The 13642-nt window shown below is 61.2% G+C and carries 14 protein-coding genes; 6 read left to right on the top strand and 8 right to left on the bottom strand.

The features are described from left to right. Nucleotides 1-2: 2 nt before the first annotated feature. Together mexE and ACSX1D_RS11235 are read right to left on the bottom strand one after the other, a co-directional pair. Complete coding sequence (mexE, locus tag ACSX1D_RS11230) at nucleotides 3-1238, bottom strand: multidrug efflux RND transporter periplasmic adaptor subunit MexE (RefSeq protein ID WP_439858608.1); 1236 nt, start codon at nucleotides 1236-1238, stop codon at nucleotides 3-5. Nucleotides 1239-1398: 160 nt separating this feature from the next. Continuing rightward, on the bottom strand, nucleotides 1399-2316 hold the full coding sequence (locus ACSX1D_RS11235; protein WP_256625431.1) for a LysR family transcriptional regulator: 918 nt from the start codon (nucleotides 2314-2316) through the stop codon (nucleotides 1399-1401). Between the two features lie 213 nt (nucleotides 2317-2529). On the opposite strand from ACSX1D_RS11235, the gene ACSX1D_RS11240 reads away from it, so the two are divergent. Further along, complete coding sequence (locus ACSX1D_RS11240) at nucleotides 2530-3543, top strand: zinc-dependent alcohol dehydrogenase family protein (protein WP_439858609.1); 1014 nt, start codon at nucleotides 2530-2532, stop codon at nucleotides 3541-3543. A 130-nt stretch (nucleotides 3544-3673) separates the two neighbouring features. Next, nucleotides 3674-4357 carry a phosphoribosyltransferase gene (locus ACSX1D_RS11245; RefSeq protein WP_439858610.1) on the top strand — a complete coding sequence of 228 codons (684 nt, stop codon included), beginning with the start codon at nucleotides 3674-3676 and terminating at the stop codon, nucleotides 4355-4357. A 33-nt stretch (nucleotides 4358-4390) separates the two neighbouring features. Here the strand turns inward: ACSX1D_RS11245 and ACSX1D_RS11250 are convergent, their stop codons facing one another. The 4 genes from ACSX1D_RS11250 to ACSX1D_RS11265 all read right to left on the bottom strand — a co-directional run bounded on the left by ACSX1D_RS11250 (nucleotide 4391) and on the right by ACSX1D_RS11265 (nucleotide 6980). Next, nucleotides 4391-4951, bottom strand: a complete 561-nt coding sequence (locus ACSX1D_RS11250) for a phosphoribosyltransferase family protein (protein ID WP_439858611.1) — start codon at nucleotides 4949-4951, stop codon at nucleotides 4391-4393. A gap of 66 nt (nucleotides 4952-5017) precedes the next feature. Then, nucleotides 5018-6142, bottom strand: a complete 1125-nt coding sequence (locus tag ACSX1D_RS11255; protein ID WP_439858612.1) for a CapA family protein — start codon at nucleotides 6140-6142, stop codon at nucleotides 5018-5020. Between the two features lie 117 nt (nucleotides 6143-6259). After that, complete coding sequence (locus ACSX1D_RS11260) at nucleotides 6260-6451, bottom strand: hypothetical protein (protein ID WP_439858613.1); 192 nt, start codon at nucleotides 6449-6451, stop codon at nucleotides 6260-6262. Nucleotides 6452-6806: 355 nt separating this feature from the next. Next, complete coding sequence (locus ACSX1D_RS11265) at nucleotides 6807-6980, bottom strand: YgjP-like metallopeptidase domain-containing protein (RefSeq protein ID WP_439862310.1); 174 nt, start codon at nucleotides 6978-6980, stop codon at nucleotides 6807-6809. A gap of 607 nt (nucleotides 6981-7587) precedes the next feature. Here ACSX1D_RS11265 and ACSX1D_RS11270 point away from each other — a divergent pair. Genes ACSX1D_RS11270 through ACSX1D_RS11285 form a run of 4 tightly spaced genes read left to right on the top strand, consistent with a single transcriptional unit; the run spans nucleotide 7588 to nucleotide 10710 of the window. Then, nucleotides 7588-8724 carry a radical SAM protein gene (locus ACSX1D_RS11270; protein ID WP_439858614.1) on the top strand — a complete coding sequence of 379 codons (1137 nt, stop codon included), beginning with the start codon at nucleotides 7588-7590 and terminating at the stop codon, nucleotides 8722-8724. After that, nucleotides 8724-9338, top strand: a complete 615-nt coding sequence (locus ACSX1D_RS11275; RefSeq protein WP_439858615.1) for a 3'-5' exonuclease — start codon at nucleotides 8724-8726, stop codon at nucleotides 9336-9338. The genes ACSX1D_RS11270 and ACSX1D_RS11275 overlap by 1 nt, the downstream gene beginning before the upstream one ends. Next, nucleotides 9335-9916 (top strand): AAA family ATPase, encoded by a 582-nt coding sequence (locus tag ACSX1D_RS11280; RefSeq protein WP_439858616.1) that lies wholly within the window; start codon nucleotides 9335-9337, stop codon nucleotides 9914-9916. Before ACSX1D_RS11275 ends, ACSX1D_RS11280 begins: the two co-directional genes overlap by 4 nt. Continuing rightward, nucleotides 9913-10710, top strand: a complete 798-nt coding sequence (locus ACSX1D_RS11285) for an aldo/keto reductase (RefSeq protein WP_439858617.1) — start codon at nucleotides 9913-9915, stop codon at nucleotides 10708-10710. Before ACSX1D_RS11280 ends, ACSX1D_RS11285 begins: the two co-directional genes overlap by 4 nt. 119 nt (nucleotides 10711-10829) lie before the next feature. Here the strand turns inward: ACSX1D_RS11285 and ACSX1D_RS11290 are convergent, their stop codons facing one another. Both ACSX1D_RS11290 and ACSX1D_RS11295 read right to left on the bottom strand, forming a co-directional pair. Continuing rightward, entirely contained in the window at nucleotides 10830-12836 is a 2007-nt protein-coding gene (locus tag ACSX1D_RS11290) for a UvrD-helicase domain-containing protein (protein WP_439858618.1), read from the bottom strand. Then, on the bottom strand, nucleotides 12833-13627 hold the full coding sequence (locus ACSX1D_RS11295; RefSeq protein WP_439858619.1) for a TOPRIM nucleotidyl transferase/hydrolase domain-containing protein: 795 nt from the start codon (nucleotides 13625-13627) through the stop codon (nucleotides 12833-12835). Before ACSX1D_RS11295 ends, ACSX1D_RS11290 begins: the two co-directional genes overlap by 4 nt. Nucleotides 13628-13642: the final 15 nt, after the last annotated feature.

Here is a 13642-nt window from a genome sequence, read left to right on the forward strand (position 1 = left end):
GGTCAGCCGCGGGGTATGCCGGGCTTGCTGTGCTGTTCGGCTACGCGGGGCGAGTCGCGGGTTTCGACCACCTGGCGCAGACGGGCGAGGTCAGCCAGGGTCTGCTCATCAGCCATGGGCACCGCCTGTGGCTCGACCGGCGAGCCGGGCAGGACCCGCTGCAGGCCGTTGACCACGATCCGCTCGCCCTTGACCAGGCCGCTGCGCACGATGCGCAGGCCGGCGACCTTGGGCCCCAGCTCGACGGCGCGGTAGCTCACCCGGTTGTCCTCGCCGAGCACCAGGACATACTTGTTGCTCAGGTCGGTGCCCACCGCCGCGTCCTGGATCAGGGCTGCCGCGTAGGTGCTGCTGCCGACCAGCCTCAGCCGCGCATAGAGGCCGGGGGTGAATCGGCCCTCGCTGTTGTCGAACACGGCGCGGCCGCGGATGGTGCCGGTCTGCGGGTTGACCTGATTATCGAGGAAGTCCAGCCGCCCCAGGTGCGGATGACCTGCCTCGTCGCTCAGCCCGAGGTAGACCGGGCTGGCCGCGCGGACGTCGCTCTGCCCCTGGCGCGCCAGCTCCAGGTACTTAAGGAATACCCGTTCGTCGGCATCGAAATAGGCGTAGACCCGCTCGGTGCTGACCACCGAGGTCAGCAGCGTCTGCCCGGCACCGACCAGGTTGCCGGCGGTGACCAGGGCGCGGCTGACGCGGCCATCGATCGGCGCGGTGACGCGGGTGAAGCTGAGATTGAGGCGGGCGTTGTCCAGTTCGGCCTGGATGCCGGCCACCGCGGCCAGTGCCTCCTGGGCGGCGCTGGCGCGGGCATCGGCCAGTTCGGCGGAGATCGCATTGCTCTTGCGCAGGCGCTCGCCGCGGCGCGCCTCGCTGGCGGCCCGTGCCTGGGCGGCGCGGGCCTGCTGGAGCTGAGCCTCGAGACGCTTGACCTCGGCCTGGAACGGTCGCGGATCGATCTGGAACAGCAGGTCGCCGCGCTTGACCAGGCCACCCTCGTCGAAGGCCACCCGATCGATAAAGCCGGACACCCGCGGACGGATTTCCACCGACTCTGGGGCCTCGAGACGCCCGGTGAATTCATCCCACTCGTTGAGCGGTTGCTCGATGACCGTCGCCACGCTGACGTTTGGGGCCGGCATCTGCTGCTGGCTCTGCGGGGCCTCGCCGCAGGCGCCGAGGGCCACCAGCGCAGCGAGTGCCAGGGGCAGGCGCCAGAGGGTGTTGGGCTGTTCCATGTGATTGTCCGCCACTTACTTTTATGGATGGGCGGAGTCTGCATCGCAAGCGGGTGGCGCACGAATCGAACGGCGCGAAGGTGGGTATCACTGGCAGTGATGAGTGCGCTGCTGGTATCGATTGCGCCGATAGTGCCCGAGACAGGGCGGCCCGGACGGGTCAGTCCAGGCTGTCCGGGTCGCCGACGAACATCTGGATGCGCGAGCGCAGCCAGCGCTCGGCCGGATCATTGTCCTGCGCCCCGCGCCAGGCCATATGCAGTTCGAAGGTCTGGGCGTCCACGGGCAGGTCCTCGGTGCGCAGGCCGCCGGCGGCGGTCAGGGCGGCGGCCGTGTAATCCGGCACCGTGGCGACAATGTCGGTGCCGCTAAGCAGGGGACCCAGGCCATTGAATTGCGGCACGGCCAGGACCACACGGCGCTGGCGGCCGATCTTTTCCAGTTCCCGGTCGATAAAACCGCCGAGGTCGCCGGCAAAGGACACCAGAGCGTGGGGCCGCGCGCAAAAGTCGTCCAGGCTCAGGGGCCCGGGCACGCTGTCGGCACGCAACAGTTTGGGTTTGCTACGCCGCATCACCTTGCGTTTGGCGTTGGCCGGCAGTTCCTCGGTGTAGCTGACACCCACCGAAATTTCTCCGGAGGCCAGCAGCGCGGGCATCAGCAGGTAGTTGGTACGGCGAATCACCAGCACCACCCCCGGCGCCTCGGCGCGAAGGCGCTTGATCAGCGGGGGCAGGAGACCGAATTCGACGTCATCGGAAAGGCCGATGCGAAACACAGCCTTGCTGGTCGCCGGGTCGAACTCGGCGGCGCGGCTGACCGCGGTGGAGATCGAGTCCAGCGCCGGAACCAGCAGGGCGAAGATTTCCTCGGCCCGTGCAGTGGGCTCCATGCTGCGCCCGGTACGCACGAACAGCGGATCGTCGAACAGGCCGCGCAGCCGGGAGAGGGCGGCGCTGATCGCCGGCTGGCCGAGAAACAGCTTCTCGGCCGCACGGGTCACGCTGCGCTCATGCATCAGCGTTTCAAAGACGATCAACAAGTTGAGATCGACTCGGCGCAAATCGTTGCGGTTCATCCGGTGTCCATTCTGGAGTGAGGGGCTCGAAGGCGGCCTGGTTCAGGCTAATGCGAACGGGCGCCACGAGGCAACAGACATGTTCCCGACAATGATAGTTGTCGGCCTTTCCATCATCGACAGACATGGTCAATATCACTCCCAGCCGCTGGCTTTGCGCACAAAGCCCGGATAAAGTCCATGGCCATAAGGGGTCAACCGGCGAGGTTTGCGATGTCCCGCATCATCCGTTTCCATCAGTTCGGCGAGGCCGACGTCCTCAAGATCGAAGAGCGCCCGCGCCCAATGCCGGCTGCCGGCGAGGTGCTGCTGCGTGTCGAGGCACTTGGGGTCAGCTGGTACGACGTGCTCTGGCGGCAGAACCTCGGCGACACACCGGCCCAGCTTCCCGCCGGGCTCGGCCACGAATTGGCCGGTGAGGTCATAGCCGTAGGCGAGGGCGTCGAGGACCTGGCGGTGGGTGACAAGGTCGCCAGCTTCCCGGGCCACAGCGCCAATCGCTACCCCTGTTGTGCCGAGGAAGTGGTGCTGCCGCGTCGCTCGCTGACCCGCTATCCCGAGCAACTGACCGCGCAACAGGCCAGCGTGCACTACCTACCCTCGATGGTCGGCTGGTTCGGCCTGGTCGAACTGGCCCGCCTCAAACCCGGTGAAACCGTACTGGTCACCGCCGCCAGTCGCTGCTGGGGGCCCTATATCGTGCAGCTGAGCAAGGCGCTGGGCGCCAAGGTGATCGCCGCGACGGCGGACACCGAGGACCGCCAGCTGCTGCGCGAGCTGGGTGCCGACCAGGTGATCCTCACCGAGGAACAGGATCTGGTTAGCCGGGTCAACAAGCTGACCGACGAGCGCGGCGTCGATATCGTCATGGATTGCCTCGGTGGGCCACAGATGTGCCTGCTCGGCGATGCCCTGGCGCCCCGCGGCCGCCTGGTCCTCTATGGCCTGCAGGGTGGCAACGAGACGCCGTTTCCGGCCTGCGCGGCGTTCCAGAAGAACATCCAGTTCTTCGTCCACTGCATCGGCAACTTCACCGGCAAGGAAGAGCTGGGCATCCCCCAGGACGAGGAAGCGGTGGCCAAGGCGCTGCAGGGTATCAACCAGCTCACTCGCGACGGCCTCCTGCGCCCGCTGATCAAGCAGGTATTCGCCTTCGACAAGGTGGTCGAAGCCCATCGGCTGATGGAGACCTGCCCGACTCGTGGACGCGTGGTGCTGCAGGTTTAGCCGAGCGAGGGCTATTCCCCCTCAGAGACAACCAGCAATCCTTCCCGCCAGCGTCCGCTGGTCATGGCCCAGGGTCGGCCCTGGGCAGCAGGTGCATAGTGGAAGATGCACCGTTGCGGAGGGCAGACAGATGACGCCGGAAGCCTCCATAGCGATCCCCATTCCCGACCGAGTCGCCGCCGGCCAGGCCTTGGCTCACCTGTTATCGGCCTATCGGCGGCGCTCCGATGTCATAGTCCTGGCCTTGCCCCGCGGTGGGGTGCCGGTGGCCTACCAGATCGCCGATGCCCTGGAGGTGCGCCTGGACCTGATGCTGGTACGCAAACTGGGCGTGCCGGGCCATGCCGAACTGGCCATGGGCGCCATCGCCAATGGCGGGGTGCGGGTGATGAACCCCGACGTGCTGGCGTATGCCCGTGTCGACCAGGCCAGCATCGACGCCGTCGCCGCAGCGGAAACCGCGGAGCTGCAGCGCCGCGCCCGTGTCTATCGCGGCGAACGCCAGCCGCCATTGCTGCGCGAGCAACAGGTGATACTGGTCGACGATGGCGTGGCCACAGGCGCGACCATGCAGGCCGCGGTGCGCGCGGTGCGTCAGCAGGCCCCCGCGCGCATCATAGTCGCCGTCCCGGTTGCCGCCCCGGAAAGCGCAGAGCTGCTGCGTGAGCAAGTGGACGAACTGGTTTGCCCCTTCATGCCAGCGATGTTGATGGCCATCGGCCAATGGTATGTGGACTTTGGCCAGACGCCGGATCAGGAAGTGATCGACCTGCTGTCGCAGGCCTGGCAGCGCGAAGGTGAGCGGCCGGGCTGAAACCGGGAATGCGAGACGAGGAGGCAACTGACCTCAACGCGCTACGCCATGGCGCAGCACCTCGATGCGGAAGTCGGCTTCGTAGGGCGGCACATGACATTCGACGACATCCTCAGGCGCCACCTGCAACTGCACCCCGACGATATCGCCATGCACTGGCTGCTGGCAGACACAGCGGTCGACCAGCACCGCAGTAAGTACCCGGCGTGCCCCCAGCTGTGCCAGGTAAGCGCAGGTCCGCATCAAGGAGTGTCCTTGGTAGAGCACGTCATCGACCACCAGTAGCAGGGTGTTGACCAGGTCCAATTCGGCCAACGCCGGGTTCTCTGTGAGGAAAGTCTGCGCGTGCAGTACCCGAAGGTCGTCGGCATAGCGTTTCACCTTCAACTCATAGAGCGGCAGCTCGGACTGCCCCGTCAACTGCGCCAGATGCTGTTGCAGCATCCGCGCCAGCGGCTCACCGCGCCGCAGGATGCCGACCAGCGCACCTTGCCCGGGCGGTAGCAAGGCGGCGGCGCGGCGTGCCATGGTCTGCTCCACAGCGTCGAGCTCCCGGGTGTCATACAGGCAGAAATGCTGGAGTGTGTGCGGCATGACATGTTCTCGAGCGTGGCTGGTACTGTAACCATAGCGCCTGGCCAGGGCGGGCGCCGGCCAGGCTCAGTGCCGCGAGTCCACCCAGATCAGGGCGAAGCCATTGTCACTGGTGGGGCGCAGCGAACAACCGAAGCGGGCGCATTCGCGGCCGAGTGTGTCGTGCAGCCATTGCCGGTCCGTGCCCTCGGCACGCTGGATGCTCAGGCGCTGCTGGTGAGTGGGCAGCAGCTCCAAGCCGAGCAGGCGTCCACCGACATCCAGGTCGGCGAAATACAACAATCCCAGATCGCTCCGGTACGCCCCATGGCCATCGATACCCTCGTAATCATCCAGCAGGTCGCCACAGCCGTAGAGAATCAGACGCTGGCGATACACTTCAATGGCCTTGATATGGTGCGAGGAGTGGCCGTGAACCAGGTCGACGCCGGCCTCATCGATCAGACCGTGGGCGAAACTGACTTGATCGTCGGGGATCGCGAAGCCCCAGTTTCCGCCCCAATGGATGGACGCCACGACCCTATCGCCGCGGCTTTTGGACCTGCGGATACGACTCGCGACCTGCCTCAAGGTATCCGCAGAGAGGTTTTCCAGGCGGGCGACTCCCGGATGCTGGACGTCGGCCGCCCAGTCCGCCGGGACGCCGCTATCCTCGGTGGCGAAGGCGAAATACAACAGTCGACCACCGGGCAGGGGCAGGCTAGCCGGTGCCTGCGCACCGGCCCTGTCGAGCCCGGCTCCGGCATGCTGTATCCCGTGACTATCCAGCTGGCTCAGGGTATCGACCAGGCCTGCCTCGCCCCAATCCAGCACATGGTTGTTGGCCAGGGCGCAGGCATCTATGCCTGCCACCGCCAGCAGCGGCAGGTTGGCCGGGCTCATCCGGTAATTAATGCCCTTGGGCTGTGGCCAGCCGCGCCTGGTCACCGCGGTTTCCAGGTTGACCAGGCGCAGGTCCGGAGCGCGCCGCCTGAGCTCCGCCAGGGCTACCCCCCAGACATAGGCGAACTCCACGGGCCGCAAGATCGCGCCATTGCGTCGCTCGGCCAGTTGCACATAGTCGCTGGCGTCCTTGACGTAGGCCTCATGCAGCTGCGGATCGCCAGGGTAGGGAAGGATCTGGTCGATGCCCCGTGCACACATAAGGTCGCCGCCAAGAAACAGGCTGATGGGCTGGCTGCGACGCAACATAACAGGCTCCCGGCGTTCCCTGCACCTTTGGATCGTGCTCCCTAGGCTTTAGACTGTGACGATCAGCGCTTTCGTTCAAGGTTAGCGGCGATAGTCCGTGTCCCACGTCGGGCAGGGTCAGGCTGTAGTCCTCAGCCTGACATCGGCCACTGCGCCCCTAGTGCCGAGGATATCCAGGCGCCAGGTCACCGAGGCGGGTTCGAGGCGAAACGGCGGCACGCTGTCGCAAACCACGATCCGCTCGAACAGCGCAGGATCGAGCAGCTCGCTGCTGTCAACGAACAGTCCGTGCACAGCGGTGGCGGACACGCGTCCCTCGAGGTCGCGAGGCGCTGGTACGCGCAAGTTCCTGTTAGAAGCTTAGCGAGCGAGTTCCGCACGCAGCGCCTAACTACGCATAATGTATATTATGTTAAATTGCGTATTCAAATGTCTGCCGACGTTGCGATCCTCATGTCGTACGTCAGCTAACTGGAGAATTCCGTCAAGGATGAGAATTCGAAAAGCCCTTCTAGATCAGATACCTACGCTTAAGCGTTTGTTGGCCAATCATGGGAACGGGCATTTTTTCTCCAAACGGACACTGCTATGTGGTGGCGGGACATGTCTGCCTGATTAGTTGAAATTGACGTTGCGCATGGGTTGATACGTCGCCGCGATCAGCCTAGAACTCTGCCAGCACTGACCCGTTCAGTTCATCATGCAGCGCTCGCCATTGCGGCAAGTGCTGGTCAAACAACCCGGTAAAGTGCTCGTTATGGTGGCGCTCCAGCTGATGCGTCAGGTCATGAACTAGGATGGACTCCAGGCAATACACCGGCTCTTTGGCTAGTTCCAGATTCGGCTAGGTGCGCCGCGCTTCCATGTTGCACGCACCCCATTTGGTTTTCATACGCTTGATGCGCCCAGGCGCCGACCGTAACGCCTAAGATTGGCGTCTGCTCTGGAACGTAAAGGCATGGAAAATTTTCTGCTTTTTCTCTGACGTATCAGGGCGCACAGTCAAAAGCATCGAAGACTTACCTCAGAGGGTCAGCCGGGGGGAGCCACCCTCCTCTATTACCCTGAGTCTATGCCGCTGCCCCACTAAGTAATGGCTTTCGCAACTGACCATGTACCACTGGGATTGTCGAGGGCTGGGCCTGGAACTTCGCGGTTTGCCCTCCACCGCCAAGCGCACAGCTTCATCATCTACAGCTAACGGCCCACGCTCCCCAGCGTTCGCTGACTTCATTGACCGGTTAGGACGACTCTTCAAATGGTCGTGATGGCCTTGACGGTGTGTCTGGCACAAGTGTGAACAGCCCTATCGCAAGGGCTGTATAATGATCAAAGGCCGATACTTCGTAGCAGCCGCGTGGTCGCGCATCCGGCGGTTCGCTAATGAGTTAGGCAGTCTTTGACGGGATGACACCTGGCTGGATTGAGTGCCAAGGAGTGCGCCAATGGAAAAAAGCGTCGATATTATTAACGCCATGCAGTTGTCAGACGTCAACCCGAGTCTCAGGGATCCCGTTGAGTACCGCAAAAGCGGTCTGAGCCTCAACCACATCGTCGGCTGCCCCTTGGATTGCAGTTACTGCGTACGGCATCTGTTCGGAAACTTCGATCAGCGGATACCGCAAGCTCTGATGACTGACAAACAGGCGTTTGAGCAGTTCATCTCGCATCGTTACTTTCAGCCTCACATCACGCCGGTTCAGCTGTTCAACCGGGCGACCGATCCGATGCTGCCCGAGGTGAAACCCCACACTCACAATCTCTTGGGATTGCTGGATCAGGCGGGCCTCACCAACAACGTACTAATCATCACTCGCTGGCGTGTAACGCCTGAAGATTGCGAGAGCTTCAATGCTCTGAGCAACATCAAGCTGACAATCCTGGTGACTTACTCGGGAATCGACGATCCCAAGGTTGAGCCCATCAAATCGTCAATAGCTGCCAATAGCCTACGTACTCTGTTCAGGCATTCGCGGCGATATCGGGCGTTGCTCTACTGGCGCCCTATCGTTCCAGGACTAAACGACTCGGCGGCGCACATTGCTCAGGCTGCACAGTTGGCTGCACATGCCCACGCGACGGTCTTTAGCGGACTGTTCTATCGCAAGGAGATCGCCGACTACTATCAGAGCCAGGGCATTCCCGAACCGTACAGTTCCACCGCGAGGCGCAAGCTGCTGCCGCTGGAGGAAGAGCAAAGGTTGCTTAGGATGTATGAGGCGCATGCCCCTGGCACGCCCATTTTCCGGAAAACCTCATGCGGTGTTGCCTACGCTCACCAACAGCCCGATTACAACGGCCATTTCGGCATCACGGAGTTGTGTGACACCTGCCCAGCCACTCAATACTCGACGTGCAAAGCCGCCTGGAAGACGCCTGATGAAGCGTTGCTCAAAAGCCTGTGCGCGACCCTGGGGGTAGATGGCGAGCCACTCGTCACCGACCGAGCGATTATCGTTCGTGGCCTGGACGAGCAGCGGCGATATTTCATGCAGCACACGCTGGGATATCAAGTGCACGACGCCGACAAGCCGCATCACTACGACCGCCATGGCCGCGCGGAAGCGCAGAGGAATCTCTGATGATCGACACTGACTTCCTGTGGCCCTCCGAGCCCATCGTTATCATCGACGTCGAAGGTAATGGTCACATCCCTCCCGATCTCGTGGAACTCGCAATTGCGTCGTTCCCAGTGACCGAAGGTGATGCCCCTTTGAGCTGGCTGATCAAACCGCCCAATCGAATCACATGGCAGGCGAAACGGGTGCACGGTATCGGCAACTCGAAGGTGGAGAACTCCCCAAGCTGGGAAGAAATTCGGGGCGATGTCGAACAACAACTTCAAGGCAAATGGTTGGTCGCCCACAATGCCTCGGTTGACTACGGGGTAATGAAACGCCATTTGCCCAACTGGGCCCCAGTTGGGGTGATTGATACGTTGAAGCTCGCACGACACGTGTATCCCAATGCCCAAAGCCATAGCCTCTCAGCGCTCTTAGAGATGACTGGCTTGGATGATGAAGTCTCAAGCGAGCTGCATCGAGCCGGAGAGGATGCACGGGTGACCGCTCTGCTCCTCAGCCGCCTCATCAAGGACTCCCTCACCAAAAGCTGGATTGAAGTGTGCAAGATCGCCCAGATCAAGACGCAAGTCGATGAAAAAGCACCCGCGCCGGAGCAAGGAAGCCTATGGTGAGCCCCGTCGTCATTGGAGTCGCCGGCACCCACTCGACCGGCAAGTCCACATTCTGCAATGACCTGAAGGTGGCCCTTGAGCTGAAGAGCGTGCGCGTTGCGACCATTCCCTCCTTCGGAGCGCTCGCGGTTGAGCAAGGCATTCCGCTGCTGACCCAACATACCTATGACTCAACGATGTGGTTCATCGACCGCACGCTTGAAGCAGAACAAGCGGCTCGCGCCAACGCTGACGTCGTGCTGGTTGATCGGCCCATTATCGATGCGGTGGCCTATTGGAATGCGGCGGTTGAATTCCGAGGCGCATCCGCCGCAGCTCATGAGATCGATACCATAGGCGCACTGATGCTCAGCCATTGCCCAAATTACACAGCAGTCGTCGCCACCAAGCTGGACACCTCGGTGGCACTCGGCCCAGGGCGAGACACCGACAGCCGTTTCAGGGAGCTGGTTGACACCCACCTGCACGTGCTTTTGGGCCGCCACGGAATACAACACCGTATCCTCTTCCCCCAAGTGCGCGAGGCGCTACTGGCAGAGCTGCAAACTGACGTTTTCAAGCGCATGAGGGTGTCATGACTCTACCTGTGCAGGGCGCCCTAGCAGGAAAGATAGTTCGTCGCCTCGGATTTGGAACGATGCGGTTGACAGGGCCTGGCATCTGGGGCCCGCCTGCCAATGAAAAAGATGCGATTCAGGTGTTGCGCACAGCGGTGGAGTCAGGCGTTCAGCACATCGATACTGCTGATGCCTACGGCCCACACGTCGCCGAATCACTCATTCGCAAAGCGCTGCATCCGTACGCAGATGAATTGATTATCGCGACCAAGGGGGGATTCACTCGACAAGGGCCTGGCCAATGGACGGCTTGCGGTTTACCAGCCTACCTTCGCCAATGTGTAGAGCTCAGCTTGCGAAGGCTCAATGTCGATGCAATCGACCTCTACTATCTGCACCGGATCGACCCCAGTGTGCCGCTTGCCGATCAGCTCGGAGAGCTGGAAAAGTTGCGCGCGGAAGGCAAGATCAAGGCCTTGGGAATGTCTAAGGTCAGCGTCGCTCAGCTTCTTCAGGCAACGGCTATCGCACCGATTGCTGCCGTCCAGAATCCCTTCAACTTGCTGAGCCCTCAATCGGCTGACGTCGTCAGCTGGTGCGAGCGCAATGGGGTTGCGTTCGTACCCTACGCCCCTTTAGGTGCCGGCAAATGCCTTGAGAGCCAGACCTATAGTGATGAACAACCCCTGGTCACTCCCCGGCAAGCCCTGCGGTGGTTGCTCGAATACTCGCCGATCATGTTTCCGATACCCGGAACCTCGAACGTCATGCATCTGGAAGAGAATTTGAGGGCGGATGTGGAGCTGGAGCACTAGTCGCTCATCAATTGGGCGCGGATAAGCCTAACAGCTCGGCTTGATACACCGCATCATGGAGGGCGTCGTGATCACCCTCTTTCCGGGGTAGAACCCTAAATGTGACAGCCAGTAATAGACTAGCCCGTGCTCCTGGGTGGAATCAGATGAACGTTCCAGCCTTGGTCGACCAGCAACTGACGACTCTGCTCGAACGCCTCGCCCTCCCCCAGTGATCGCCTGCTGATCGCCAAGCACAGCAGGTGCGTTGGTCGGGTCATGGCGACATACATCGCCAGCAGGCGTCTCCTCTGCCGAATCTTCACAGACTTTCCGCCATGGCACTGCTGCCCTAGGATCCAGGGCATCAGGCTGTGGAGCACGTGGTCGTAGTTATAGGTTTCCAACACCAGCGTCGCGGTGTGTGTTTGACCTTTGGCCGAATGAACAGAGCCAAGCTTGATGTCGACCGTTTTATGCTCGTGCACGCATCGATACGTATTGAGCGACGGAGCGACGGTTTCCTCCTGTATAACCTCTTGAGTGTCTTCAACCCAACTCAAGTAGTCCGTCCCAGCTTCCGATAACTCTTCGGTACCCGCGAGCACCTTCGCAAGTAGCAAAACGCGATGTCTCAGCTCCTTCCAACGACGCTGAGTGATCAGCTCGGGGCTGAACAAAACTTCTACCACCAGATTTTGGTATCGCTCCAGATCGTCTGGCTGGATCAACAACTGTTGGATCTGGAGGTGCTGCCGCGCTCCAGCCTTGATCCTCATCCGAGGATCAGTCAGGTTCACCAGGTGGATCAAAGCACGAGCCATCTCCTCTACCGCCTGATGGGCCGTTTCCCCTTTCGCGAGGTGACGCCTGGCCAAACGTAGCCGCTCCACCAGTGTCGGTGGTTTGTAGCCTGAGCCGCCGGCGTTGCGGTCGTATTTCCCCCAGTAGTGAGCCACGGTCTTGGGGTAATGCTCATCTTGGTCTTCCGGGTCGATATCCTTGTGCGTAAAGCCCAGTGCAGTGATCGTCGCTTTCTGAAGCAGCTCGGCAGAAAGGTGTTGCAGTATGTGGCGACCATAGGCATCGAGCACCGCGCCGCAATCTCCATCCGGGAAAACGAAAATAGTATGGGGCAGCTGTTGCCCCTCACCCCTAACGCGAAGCCCCCTGAGGCCCTTTGCGACGGGATGGAGCGCAAAAGGGTTCGCGAGCAGCGCTATCGACTCGTCAAATCGGAAGCTGCTGGCGATGTCCAGCGGCTGGTCAACATCGGGGAAATCGCTGCCCCGGGAGCTTGCATCAGAGTCGAAAATGGCCTGGTTGGGATCGCCCACCCGTGTCACGCAGATGTCCCCATCTCCCCGGGGGAAAATGGTGCTAAGGAATTCGTTCTGAAGATCAGACGTATCCTGCATTTCATCAACGAGTACACAGGGAAAACGGTGACGCAAAGATGCCCCAACGCCCGGCCGTTCGGCGAGTTGTGCCTTGCCCAGAACGAAGATTTCGTCATAGCAAAAGTAACCACGCTTAGCTGCCTCACCCATCGCGGCGGCCATGATCTTGTAGCTGTCAGCATCTGGGCCGCAGGGAAAACTATTACCTTTGAGCGGGTCGGCGAAGTCGGTGCTGGTCAGCCTCAGACTCTCAGCCTTGAACTTACGGTGCTCGAAAAAAGCACGAACTGTTTTTCTTTCAGCGAACGTCATGCAATTGAAACGCATGCGATGAGTCAGCTCATCATCGATGACTGTGAACCGGAACCGGGCAGAGAGCAGCCATGGCGTGGCGAGATATCGGCTGACAAAGCCGTGGATCGTATCGATGTAGTGTGGGTAGTTCAGCAGCCCCCGTCCCACCTCAGTATTCCCGAGCCGCTGCTCGATTTCGTGACGCGCAACGTTCGTGTGGGAGAGGACGCAGATCCCTCGGGTGCGGCTCGTCCACTTGCGCGCGAGAATGGCGAGCTTCGCGACGGCCATCGTTGTTTTACCGCTCCCGGGGCAGGCCGAGACATCCAGCGTCTCACGCGATTGCAGGAACTCGATTCGAGGTGCATCGAGATTCTTGAGTTGCATGAGTTCGGTGACCCAGGCAACGTCCTCCTCCGTGATCTCGGAAACTAGTTCTCGAAAGGCAGTCATGATGCTTCGCCCGCCGGCTCTTGAGCCAACTCCAGATGCGTCGTCGCGTAGATGATCGCCTCGGTTAGATACCCTGGCAACCAGTCCACAATCTGCTCGCAGCTGAGTACCTGGCGTTTCAGGCAATCGTCCAACACCTCGACCAGGTATTGCGCGGTGATGGCTTTGGACGCCGTCTTGGACGTGAACAGGCTGTAAATGTGTGAACAGAGGTGCGCATGGGAGTCCGTTGACTGGCGAAGCTGCTCAAACTCTGCTTCCGCTGCCTGGACAACCTCGTTGGCTTGTTTCCGCTCCAAATTGAGCGCGTCATCATTTGCTGCGAGCCTGGCAGCTACCAGAAGCTGCTTCGCCAGGCCTGCGTATGCCAGGTCGTATTCGAGCGTCCAGTGAGTCGCAACGAAGGTTTGAACATTCTGGGCATCGTCGCTTTTGAGCATTGCACGACGAGCCGCTAGGGCCTCATCACGGGTTTTCTTGTTATCCCCGAAGTGCCGCATGGCCTTCCACCGACGGTGCTTCCCGAACCACCTGGGATCATTGTCATCGTCTACCAGCCCCAGAATCGCGGGCGCGCAGTCAGGCATCACATCCATGTCCGCAATCCGAGCGACGGGTATATGGAGCATACCGTCCTCCGGTTTTGCCCGTTGCAGTATGCGGGAGTATCGACCTAGCCCGGTGCCGCCCACATTCACCACGGAAACCCCGTGCCGGGTGAAATCCCGGCCCATGATCTTCGCTAGTGCCGGGAGCAGGATCGCCTCGCCATCCCCCTCAACGATGACCACACCTCGCGCGAAGAA

The sequence above is a fragment of the Pseudomonas sp. MBLB4136 genome (genome assembly GCF_051904765.1).
In the GTDB taxonomy this organism is placed as follows: Bacteria; Pseudomonadota; Gammaproteobacteria; order Pseudomonadales; family Pseudomonadaceae; genus Aquipseudomonas.

Bases quoted from the DNA above. Each gene is read 5' to 3' on its own strand.
- mexE (WP_439858608.1), bottom strand. From the start codon at position 1,238: ATGGAACAGCCCAACACCCTCTGGCGCCTGCCCCTGGCACTCGCTGCG.
- ACSX1D_RS11235 (WP_256625431.1), bottom strand. From the start codon at position 2,316: ATGAACCGCAACGATTTGCGCCGAGTCGATCTCAACTTGTTGATCGTC.
- ACSX1D_RS11240 (WP_439858609.1), top strand. From the start codon at position 2,530: ATGTCCCGCATCATCCGTTTCCATCAGTTCGGCGAGGCCGACGTCCTC.
- ACSX1D_RS11245 (WP_439858610.1), top strand. From the start codon at position 3,674: ATGACGCCGGAAGCCTCCATAGCGATCCCCATTCCCGACCGAGTCGCC.
- ACSX1D_RS11250 (WP_439858611.1), bottom strand. From the start codon at position 4,951: ATGCCGCACACACTCCAGCATTTCTGCCTGTATGACACCCGGGAGCTC.
- ACSX1D_RS11255 (WP_439858612.1), bottom strand. From the start codon at position 6,142: ATGTTGCGTCGCAGCCAGCCCATCAGCCTGTTTCTTGGCGGCGACCTT.
- ACSX1D_RS11270 (WP_439858614.1), top strand. From the start codon at position 7,588: ATGGAAAAAAGCGTCGATATTATTAACGCCATGCAGTTGTCAGACGTC.
- ACSX1D_RS11275 (WP_439858615.1), top strand. From the start codon at position 8,724: ATGATCGACACTGACTTCCTGTGGCCCTCCGAGCCCATCGTTATCATC.
- ACSX1D_RS11285 (WP_439858617.1), top strand. From the start codon at position 9,913: ATGACTCTACCTGTGCAGGGCGCCCTAGCAGGAAAGATAGTTCGTCGC.
- ACSX1D_RS11290 (WP_439858618.1), bottom strand. From the start codon at position 12,836: ATGACTGCCTTTCGAGAACTAGTTTCCGAGATCACGGAGGAGGACGTT.